General features: G+C 38.0%; 7 protein-coding genes. All 7 read left to right on the top strand.

Annotation, left to right across the window (positions count from 1 at the left end):
- Positions 1-1,114: sensor histidine kinase (locus E1171_RS09795; RefSeq protein ID WP_187696371.1), on the top strand; the 1,114-nt coding region annotated here is incomplete at its 5' end.
- On the top strand, positions 1,104-1,958 hold the full coding sequence (locus tag E1171_RS09790) for a response regulator (protein WP_187696370.1): 855 nt from the start codon (positions 1,104-1,106) through the stop codon (positions 1,956-1,958). The genes E1171_RS09795 and E1171_RS09790, both read left to right, overlap by 11 nt.
- Before the next feature lie 209 nt (positions 1,959-2,167).
- Complete coding sequence (locus tag E1171_RS09785; RefSeq protein WP_155205822.1) at positions 2,168-2,374, top strand: hypothetical protein; 207 nt, start codon at positions 2,168-2,170, stop codon at positions 2,372-2,374.
- Positions 2,375-2,784: 410 nt separating this feature from the next.
- Entirely contained in the window at positions 2,785-4,344 is a 1,560-nt protein-coding gene (locus tag E1171_RS09780) for a hypothetical protein (RefSeq protein WP_155205821.1), read from the top strand.
- A 272-nt stretch (positions 4,345-4,616) separates the two neighbouring features.
- On the top strand, positions 4,617-5,267 hold the full coding sequence (locus E1171_RS09775) for a DUF2589 domain-containing protein (protein WP_155205820.1): 651 nt from the start codon (positions 4,617-4,619) through the stop codon (positions 5,265-5,267).
- A gap of 111 nt (positions 5,268-5,378) precedes the next feature.
- A complete protein-coding gene (locus tag E1171_RS09770; RefSeq protein ID WP_155205819.1) occupies positions 5,379-5,558 on the top strand; it encodes a hypothetical protein in 180 nt (59 codons plus the stop codon).
- Positions 5,559-5,595: 37 nt separating this feature from the next.
- Positions 5,596-6,219, top strand: a complete 624-nt coding sequence (locus E1171_RS09765; RefSeq protein WP_155205818.1) for a DUF2589 domain-containing protein — start codon at positions 5,596-5,598, stop codon at positions 6,217-6,219.
- The last annotated feature ends 76 nt before the right edge of the window (positions 6,220-6,295 follow it).

Here is a 6,295-nt window from a genome sequence, read left to right as displayed (position 1 = left end):
AAGTTTTTTAAAACCATTTTCAAATCTGACACTTGTATTATGCCTTGTTATTTTTCTTTTGCTTGCCCTATTTACCCGGTTATACTGTAGTAAGCAATTATTGACTCAATCCTATGAGGCAGTCCTATGTGAAAATGAAAAACTGAAGAGTGATATTACATTTTGGAGTAAAAATTTTAAAAAACTAAGTGAGGAGTCAGATAATAGAAAGGAGTTAACGAATTATGCTACCCACGACCTTACCGCCCTTGTTGATAGCCTTTATTCTAGTGAAGTGGCAAGATTACCTAAAGTCAAATACCTTTTAGAAGAAATGCTCTATTTAATTCAAGACTTGGTGTTCATTCATCGACAAAAAGGGAAAAAAATTACTATTCAGGTTGATTGGTATTCTTTGAAAGAAGAAGTTAATCGAACTGCTGGTTTAATCGATTTGAAAAGGGCTCAAAAAAATATAAGGTTAGAATTTAATCTTCCGGAGGTTTTAATACATGTTGATAAAAACTTTAATCAAAGGGTCTTTTATAACCTTCTTTTGAACGCGATTAAATTCTCCCCTGATGGGGGCCTTATTCAAGTCGACGGATTATTAACGAATGAAGGTATAATAAAGATACATATAAAAGATAAAGGTATTGGGATGACAGAGAGCCAGCAAGCAAAAATTTTTAATAAGTATTATCAGGTTTCTTCAAAGGTAAACCAATATTCACAAGGGCTGGGACTAAGTTTTTGTAAAATTGCCGTAGAGGCTCAAGGTGGAACCATTGAAGTACATTCCGAATTGGGAAAAGGAAGTTGCTTCATCATTTCATATCCTTATAAAGCCATTGAAGAGGAAACATTGACCTCTTCTTCCAGATTTGGGTTTCAAACGGGTATTTCAAAGCCTTCCAAGCTTTCTGATAAGGACAAAATAATAATTCAAAATGTATTGAAAGAACTCAAGGGACTAAAAGTACACCAGGCTTCGAAAGTAAGAGGGGTGTTGGCTTCTCTTCATGAGGAAGATTCTCCTGCCCTAAAGGTATTTAAAAAGCATTTAATTCAAGCCGTGGAGTATTGCAATGAAGAAAGATTTAGTCAATTAATAAATGACACAGATGAAAAATAAAGAATCAATTTTAGTGATCGATGATGAACATAAAGCCCGTCTGGCACTTGAAGAATGTATTAGTGTGGCTGGTTATGATGTGATTGTGGCAAGCACGGCACCAATGGCTTTGGAACTTTTGGAGGAATTACCTATTTCCCTGATAATTGCTGATTGGCATCTTCCGGAAATCAATGGAATTGAACTTTTACAAAGAATCAGAAGGGGAATTTTGAATAATAAATCTTACAGTGATCTGCCCTTTATTATCATTACTGGGGTTTATACAGAGGCTGAAGATTTGGCTTATGCCTTTAAGTTAGGTGCCAACGACTACATCTGTAAGCCCATTCATCAGCATAAAATTGAAATCATAAATCGCATAAGAAAGGCCTTAATTGAAGACAAAAGGTACAGACATAGTATACAACAGAAAGAAAAGGAGGAAGAATATCGAAATACTAAAGTGTTGGCCTACGAAACTATGATACACAGCTTCAAAGGCAAAATTGAGGAAATGATAGCTAAAACGCCTCTACATAAAAATAAGCTTTATGACCTTTTAAATGAATACGAGAAAGAGAGGGAAAAACTTAGTAATAAGAATTTGATTTCAGAAGAAGTGGATAGTGTATTCCCGGGATTTCTCGAAAAGCTTAATCAATTCTTTCCCGTTTTGACCAAGGATGATCTGTTGATTTGTTCCTGCATTTTGTTAAAAGAAGGTAATCAAACCATTGCTAATCGTTTCAATATGAGTGATGAATCCTTTAGGAAAAGGAAAACCAGGCTTAAGGATAAGTTGGGAATTCAAAAAGGAAACGATTTTTATGAGTTTCTTCGAAGTTTTTTCGACACACTTTGAGAGTAATGGGAAAGAGGGTTGCAGTTGGCAAATTTTCGTTGCTTAAATTCGGAGCCCCACCTGCCCCTATTAATAGACCATTAATTAAAATTTCTCCTTTCCCAAATTATTCCTCTTTTGCAATAAAAAAATGGATATGTCCATGTCTAGTCCACAATTTGACTCTGGCCTGTATCCGCTCAGAAGGCATTCCACCCTATATATTTGTAATGGACAAATTTCGAATTAAGCCATCATTTAGAATTAATTATGATCAAAAAACAGTGGAAGTGACTGAGTTGGCGAAGCCGTATTCTCTTTGGAAATTATCCTGTTCCTCATTAGAAAAACTTGTAGGACATTTTTTTAAAGTAGTGGTTGCTTATTGGTTTGCTGCCTCAAATAATCAAAGAGCTGTGGACTTTAGGGAAGTATAAGCCAACAACAATGTTCCTAGGAGACTCTTACATAGGGCTTCTTATGTGAACTGGATTCCTCTTAAATTTTAACCCATTCCTTTTGAAGCACAAGCCCTTTTGGTAGAAGCCCCTGTCAATGAATGGGCCAATGCTTAATTTCTTGAATTGATAAAGATAAGGCTAAATAATAAAGGGGGTGAAAAAGATCAATCCACCATAGTCCTGCACATTCCCACTTGGTTAAAGTCCATTGGTATTGCCTGTAAATATAGTTATAGACTGTTCAGAAATAAAGCTGAAAGAAAATGGGCCTTCTGAGAAAGTTTGAAACGTTCTTCACCACCGCTTCTGCAGCCCCATAATGTCAATACATAATCCTCCCAGGGGTATTAAAGAGAGAGATTTTAATTATTAACCAATTCACAATTATGTCATTAAGAATAAGAAAAGGAAAAACAAGACGTGATTCCATAGACGGAAAGGTAAACTTTAGAGATGAGACAAAAGATGGGAGCATTGGAGTGGAAAGTCCCGAATTAACCACTACCTCGAATGGGGCGTCCATAGCCTCTTCGAGTCAAGGTTCTGGTCAAGGAGTTAACACTTCCCCCAGGGAAGGGCTTACTTTTTCACGTTTTTTAGGTTTTGGACGCTTAACCAACTGGTTTTATTCCTCCAAGGAGGAACAGCTTATCAGTCTTCAAAAAAATGTGAAAGATATGCTCGATGATTTTAATAAAATATATGAGGGTAATGAAGACTACCTGGCAGCAAAAAAGGCTGAAGAATTAGTCGATATTGAAGAGAAATTAAAACAAATCAGTGGGCTTGATTTGAGTGCTGATGATTATGAGGATGTTGAAAAGCAATTGGAAGATTTACGAATGAGATTGGATAGAGAAAGTGTGAAACAGGAAATATTACTCGGGTTGGATAGTTCTTTTGCTAAAGGCTCCCCTCAAGAACTGCCTGACAAGGCAACTATGGTAAAAAAGATGAAGGAGTTCGCCATTAAGACTTCTATTAATGAAGCAAGTGAGTTTCGTTATTTACTGGACGCCCTCTCACAGTGGACTAGTGATGCCGTATTACGTATTCCTGCCAGTGCTTCACTTGAACCCTTGTTTACCTATAAAAAAAGGGTGGCAGGATGTGCTGCTCTTATAAATGAGGCCTTTTTTTACGGAACAGTAAAACGGGATTACAACTCTGCAATGGCTAGCTATCAAAAAGCATGTGGCCTATTACTCACCATTGATTTTGATGTAATTGCTGGTCCTAAGGATGTGAAGCCTAAAGCTCGGGAAGATTTCAAAACACCCTTTGATCCGGGGGCCATGATGCTCGCTGCCGTCCTTAACGATTCTGATTTTGTGCCTGATTTATTAGTTGGGCTGCCGACAGGGGGAGCGCATGCAGCAAATAAATTGGCTGGTGCATTGGGTGTGTTAAAAGGTAATCGTCCTACCCTTTGGTATACTCGCCCGCAGGCAGTGAAAGAGTCTTCTAGGGCACTCTTTGATGGGATTGAGGATAGCCAGAAATTCAGAAAGGAAGAGCTGGCATATATAAGAGAAGAGTTATTACGACAAACTCAGGACGGGCATTCACCAAAAATCGTTATTGTGGATGACGGGGCTGTGTCAGGAAAAACCCTAGAAATCGCCAGGCAGATTTATTATGAGAGTTTTAAAAAAGAATTTGATGGCCTGGAAGTAAGAACAGCCACAATTAAAGGAGGAAGCACTGTGGAATTTGAAAATTTACCAAAGGGAGCTAAAAATACTATAGATTATGTGGTTAACCAAACTAATGATAGGGTGGGGAATCCTAAGATATTGAGAGGTATTGAACCCAAAAGCTCGGAGGCAAGAACCTTTGGACTAGATGTTGGGTACGATTCAGTTCCCTTGTCAACAAGGGTAGACATCATTTCTGACTCAGGAAAGGCTCGTACCATTAGGTTAGCCGAAACCTTATTGCCGTAGGTATTACTTTGGGAAAAGGAAGGAAAAAGTTGCAAATAAAAGTATAACCTAATACCAACCTTCTTAAATTTTGTACATGGATAATGCCTATACCGTTCATAGAGAGTAAAGTTAAAATAGACTGTTAAAACATAGTCCTAATAGTAATTGTCGAGCTAGCATACTCCATTGATAAATAGTTGTTTTTCCCATGTATGTTCTGCACTTGGGAGCCAATGTGGTGATTCCAAATTGCATTTTTATCAATTGTTTAACATTTAATTTTAAAGTTTATGCCAGAATTAGTTTCAATGGCGCAGCAATTCACAGGGCTGCCAATGGGAGATCTTATCGGAGGACCATTAATTGCTGCCGCATCAGCCAACAATCAAATGGCTGCTACACAAACCAAGTTTATCATGGATACTTGTTTTCAAAAAGAAGGTTCCGATGATGATGCCACCTATAAACCAGTAATGATCAAAATGCTGTTGACCCAGGGAGTGATCAATCCATCCAGTGATCCCGGGGGTGACCCTACCATTACTACTGTGGATACAACCTTTGACTTACCCCTAATGACCATTATTCCTATGAATTCTTTAGCTGTGGATAATGTAGATATATCCTTTGATATGGAGGTGAAATCAAGCTTTTCTGATGAAAGATCAGAAGAAAGCGCTACCAGTACAGCTGCTCAGGCAAGCTTGGAAGCTAAAGTGGGATGGGGACCGTTTTCTGCCACTGTTAGGGGTTCTATTAGTCATGATTCTAGTAGCAGTTCCTCATACAACTCCCATTATCAAAAAAGCAATAGTGCACAATATTCAGTAAAGGTGCATGCCGGGCAATTGCCTTTACCTGATGGTGTAGGAGTTGTTTTGGATGCTTTAACTAAAAGTATTCAACCAACGATAATGCCTACTGAAAATGGTGGCAGTTAAGCTACTTATGTTTTTATCGCCTTTTTAAGATATAAAATAGTATTTGAAAAATGAAATGTTTTGGGAGTTGGGGCTTAATTGTTCCGACTCCCTTAAAAATAAAATGTTGTTATGAATGAATTGTCATGCCCAGCATGTGGAAAGAAAATTTTGTTTGATCCACAATTATTGCTCAAGGGTCAGTCGTTTTCTTGTTCTGGCTGTCGGTCAGTTATTAGTCTTGCAAATGAAGATAAGAAACAAGTGGAAAGTGCTTTGCACAAATTTAATCAGTTGCAAGGTAATAATTAACAGGTACAAAATATAGTCAACTTTAAAACCTACAAGCATGATAAGTTTTGAAAGTCTTTTAGAGGCCTTTCACCAGGCGGCCATGGCTGCCTGTGATGGGCTGGCATCCAAAAATCAGGACATCGTTGGTCAATACTTCGAAGAAAGTAAAAGCTCAGATAACTTAGAAATTAAACTTCAAAAAGCGAAGGAAGCTACAGATAAACTCAAAGATAATAGCGAACCGGATCCGGTTTCTTTGGAAAAAGCTGCTAATGCTGTTCTGGATGTGGCCAATGCTATTAAGGGGGAAGGCTTTTCAACATCCCAAAACACCTGCTTAAAACCCAAAATGGTCACCTTACAATTTCCAAAGGAAACAAAAGGGGGGCACAGCGTTCATGATGTCCATGTTCCCCTAATCTCATTGGTTCCAGTTTCATTAACTTCCATTGATGAGGTTAAGGTAGTGACCGAACTGGAGTTTGCCTTGGAGAATAACGAATTGATGGTTTCCTTTCCTCAAAAAAATCATCACAAAGAGGAAACGGGTGAGCAGAGAAGAGACCAGAGGTGTATTTCCAAAATAGAGCTAAAAATGACTCCATCTAAGGAAACGGAGGGCCTTAGAAAAATAATTGAGGGATACGATAAAATTTTGAGGGCCCAAATACCTGGCTAGATGATTTGTTGAATATTGGTAGTGGTAAGTGAGGTGGGGAGAAAATATAATGGTAACCAACAATCAATAAAAAAAT

It is taken from the genome of Xanthovirga aplysinae (assembly GCF_009711365.1).
Lineage (GTDB): Bacteria > Bacteroidota > Bacteroidia > Cytophagales > Cyclobacteriaceae > Xanthovirga > Xanthovirga aplysinae.
This window is presented reverse-complemented; position numbering and strand designations above follow the sequence as displayed.

Bases quoted from the DNA above. Each gene is read 5' to 3' on its own strand.
- E1171_RS09790 (WP_187696370.1), top strand. From the start codon at position 1,104: ATGAAAAATAAAGAATCAATTTTAGTGATCGATGATGAACATAAAGCC.
- E1171_RS09785 (WP_155205822.1), top strand. From the start codon at position 2,168: ATGGACAAATTTCGAATTAAGCCATCATTTAGAATTAATTATGATCAA.
- E1171_RS09780 (WP_155205821.1), top strand. From the start codon at position 2,785: ATGTCATTAAGAATAAGAAAAGGAAAAACAAGACGTGATTCCATAGAC.
- E1171_RS09775 (WP_155205820.1), top strand. From the start codon at position 4,617: ATGCCAGAATTAGTTTCAATGGCGCAGCAATTCACAGGGCTGCCAATG.
- E1171_RS09770 (WP_155205819.1), top strand. From the start codon at position 5,379: ATGAATGAATTGTCATGCCCAGCATGTGGAAAGAAAATTTTGTTTGAT.
- E1171_RS09765 (WP_155205818.1), top strand. From the start codon at position 5,596: ATGATAAGTTTTGAAAGTCTTTTAGAGGCCTTTCACCAGGCGGCCATG.